The 2,605-nt window shown below is 65.3% G+C and carries 3 protein-coding genes; all 3 read right to left on the reverse strand.

Annotated features, from left to right (window positions below):
* Positions 1-106: 106 nt before the first annotated feature.
* On the reverse strand, positions 107-727 hold the full coding sequence (locus NBV68_RS18930; protein ID WP_296313032.1) for a LuxR C-terminal-related transcriptional regulator: 621 nt from the start codon (positions 725-727) through the stop codon (positions 107-109).
* Positions 728-869: 142 nt separating this feature from the next.
* The gene (locus NBV68_RS18935; RefSeq protein ID WP_296313035.1) at positions 870-1,616 is read right to left on the reverse strand and encodes a peptidase; all 747 of its coding nucleotides are present in this window, start codon (positions 1,614-1,616) and stop codon (positions 870-872) included.
* A gap of 101 nt (positions 1,617-1,717) precedes the next feature.
* A partial coding sequence (locus tag NBV68_RS18940) for a transglutaminase family protein (RefSeq protein ID WP_366068711.1) occupies positions 1,718-2,605 on the reverse strand: 888 nt, incomplete at its 5' end.

Below are 2,605 nucleotides of genomic sequence, written 5' to 3' on the forward strand. Positions count from 1 at the left end.
ACCGGCAAAGGGGGCCGCCAAGAAGACGAAGTCTCGTAAACGTCAGGCTGTTTGCGGCTGGTGCCCTCAAGGGGGGAAAGGGCCGGGACAGTCGCGGGCGGGCCGGTCAGGCGCGCAGCTTCGGTTCGAGTTTCGCCTCCAGTTTCAGCCGCACCGCTTCGGCGGCGTGGCGTGCGCCAAGCTTGGTCATCATGTTGGCACGGTGGATTTCGACAGTACGCGGGCTGATGTCGAGCTCGCGCGCTATGGCCTTGTTGCTGCTGCCCTCGGCCAGCCAGTCCAGAACTTCGCGCTCGCGCGCCGAGAGGGTGGAGATGCGGTCGCGCGCCTCGATCATGCGGCGGCGGGCGGCGCCGAACTGTTCGGCTTCCTTTTCGATGCGGAGCAGACAGCGGGTGAAACGTTCGGGATCGAGGGGCAAGGCGAGATAATCGAGCGAGCCGGCCTTGATCGCCTCGACAATGCGCCCCGGGCGCGGCTGGACATCGACCGCGATCAGCGGGAGCCAGATGCCCAGCCTTCCGAGCCGGTCGAGGATCATTCCGACACCGCCTTCCTCGGGCGTGTCGCGGGCGATGATGATCCCCTCCCTCGGCGGGTGGACCGCGAGTTCGGAGAGGTCACCATAGACCTCGCAGTGGTGGCCAAGCGCGAAGCCTACACGCGCCAGTTCGGCACGTTGGCGGCTGCACGAGTCGATGAAGTGGAGGGAGGCTTTGCGTGTCATGTGAGCCTGTCTGCGCTAACCCATTATGGGATTCACGCAGGAGCGCCCCCGATCCGGAGGATTTACCGTCTCACCTGCAAATCAAGTATCTGAATTTCAGAAGATATTTACCTCCGGAACGGAGCCAGATCAGGCCCAGTCCCTATGTGTCATCGCTGAAGCTGTAGGACGGCAGCGAATGGAAGGCCGAGCGCAGCGCATCGCCCCAACCTGATGAAATCGTGTCGAAATATCTATCCTCGGCGGTGACACGGTGCTCATGCAAGGGTTTGAATTCATCCTTGCCGATCACCAGCAGATCGAGCGGCAGACCGACCGACAGGTTAGCTTTCAGGGTCGAATCGAAGCTAACCATCAGCAGCTTCACCGCATCCTCGAAGCTCATGTCCTTCTCGTAGCCGCGGATCAGGATCGGGCGGCCGTATTTGGTCTCGCCGATCTGGAAGAAGGGCGTGTCCCAGCTCGCCTCGATGAAATTGCCCTCGGGGTAGATCATGAACAGGCGCGGCTGCATCCCGGCGATCTGCCCGGCGACGATCATCGTCGAAGTGAAGCGCCCCTTCCCGCTCTCGCCGTTGACGCGCTGCGCTTCCTCGATGGTGGTGCGCAGCAGGCGGCCGATCTCTGTGGCGACCTGGAACATGGTCGGCCCCTTGATCAGGCAGTTATCGCGCTCGGAAGGGGCCTTGGTGCGTTCCTCGAGCTGGCTGATCACGGCCTGGGTGGTGGCGAGATTGCCGGCGGTCATGACTGCGATGATGCGCTCGCCCGGCACCGTCCAGTGGAACAGCTTGCGGAAGGTCGAGATATTGTCGACGCCCGAATTGGTGCGCGTGTCGCTCATCAGGACGAGGCCCTTGTCGAGCACCATGCCAACGCAATAGGTCATGCCGTCATCCTCTCATCGGCCGCAACCGGCCCCTGCCCCGCTGCCCGCGCCCTAGCGCGATGCGCGCGCCTGCGCAAAGGGGCCCCGCGTGTCTATCCGATTTATTGGTTGGTCTGGCTCTGGCTCTGGCTCTGGCTCTGGCTCTGACCGAGCGGTTGCGCTTCCACCGCCACCCCCACGGTCAGCACCTGCTCGCTCGCGCCGATGCTGATGCCCGTGACGGGCGCGGCATCGCGGTAATCGCTCCCCGTCGCGACACGAACATAGCGCGGATCGGGCGAGATCCCGTTCGAGACATCGAAGCCGACCCAGCCCAGCCCCTCGACATGCGCCTCGGCCCAGGCGTGGGTGGCCTCCTGCTCGATGCGGTCGTCCATCAGGAGGTAGCCCGAGACATAGCGCGCCGGAACCCCGCTCGCCCGCGCAGCGCTGATGAAGACATGCGCGTGATCCTGGCACACCCCCGCCCCGTGGCCGACCGCTTCCTCGGCAGTGGTGGCAGAATGGGTGCGCCCGGTCTCGTAGGCGACCCGCTCGCGGATCAGGGCGGAGAGCGCGTGGAGGAAATCGAGCGGCTTTCGCGTGTCGCTCGCCGGTACGTCGCGCAGCAAGCCGCGCAGCCGCGCGCCGGGGCGGGTCAGCGGGGTCTGGCGCAGGAAGCTCCACAAGGGCAGGTGCCCCGAATGGCGGCCGATCACCCCGGCATTGTCCTCGGTCTCGACCACGCCTTCGCAGGTCACCGTCACCTCGCGCGCGCCGGGGGTGAGGCCGACCAGCGTGACGTGGTTGAAATGCTGGTCGTCATACTGGAGCTCGGCATGGGCGTTCTCCAGCCGCATCTGCCAGTCGATGATCCGCTGCCCCTGCGTTGCCTTGGGGGTCAGCCGCAACCGCTGGAGCGCGTGGATCACCGGCTCGCCGAAGGCGTAGTGGGTGGTGTGGCGGACCTGGAGGGTGAGCTTGCTCATGCGTGGAACCGGTAATCCCCC

The sequence above is a fragment of the Erythrobacter sp. genome, assembly GCF_023653175.1.
Classification (GTDB): domain Bacteria; phylum Pseudomonadota; class Alphaproteobacteria; order Sphingomonadales; family Sphingomonadaceae; genus Erythrobacter.

What these genes read in the sequence shown, in the direction of transcription:
- NBV68_RS18935 (WP_296313035.1), bottom strand. Translation starts at nt 1,616, where the DNA reads ATGACCTATTGCGTTGGCATGGTGCTCGACAAGGGCCTCGTCCTGATG.
- NBV68_RS18930 (WP_296313032.1), bottom strand. Translation starts at nt 727, where the DNA reads ATGACACGCAAAGCCTCCCTCCACTTCATCGACTCGTGCAGCCGCCAA.